This is a genomic window from Petralouisia muris (assembly GCF_004793545.1).
GTDB lineage: Bacteria > Bacillota > Clostridia > Lachnospirales > Lachnospiraceae > Petralouisia > Petralouisia muris.
In genome coordinates, this window is record NZ_SRYA01000237.1 from 1 (window position 1) to 607 (window position 607).

Below are 607 nucleotides of genomic sequence, written 5' to 3' on the forward strand. Positions count from 1 at the left end.
CTGACTGCGACACCGACGGGTGGGGCAGGTACGAAAGTAGGGCTTAGTGATCCGGTGGCTTAAAGTGGGATTGCCATCGCTCAACGGATAAAAGCTACCCTGGGGATAACAGGCTTATCACTCCCAAGAGTTCACATCGACGGAGTGGTTTGGCACCTCGATGTCGGCTCATCGCATCCTGGGGCTGCAGCAGGTCCCAAGGGTTGGGCTGTTCGCCCATTAAAGCGGTACGCGAGCTGGGTTCAGAACGTCGTGAGACAGTTCGGTCCCTATCCGGCGCGGGCGGAGGAAGTTTGAGAGGAGCCGTCCCCAGTACGAGAGGACCGGGATGGACGGGCCGCTGGTGGACCTGTTGGCGCGCCAACGCCATGGCAGGGTAGCCAAGCCCGGACGGGATAAACGCTGAAGGCATCTAAGCGTGAAGCCCCCCTCAAGATGAGACGTCCCATCGAAAGAGTAAGACCCCTTGGAGAACACGAGGTGGATAGGGCAGAGGTGGAAGTGCAGAGATGGATGGAGCTGACTGCCACTAATCGGTCGAGGGCTTGACCAGAAAGATGGAAGGAAGAGATGGATTGTCCTGTATGGATTTTTGAAGGTATATGAA

Annotated in this window: 1 rRNA gene; it reads left to right on the forward strand. The window is 57.2% G+C overall.

Features of this window, described 5'->3' with window-relative positions:
* A 23S ribosomal RNA gene (locus E5329_RS29285) occupies window positions 1-553 on the forward strand; the annotation flags it as partial.
* Window positions 554-607 lie beyond the last annotated feature (54 nt).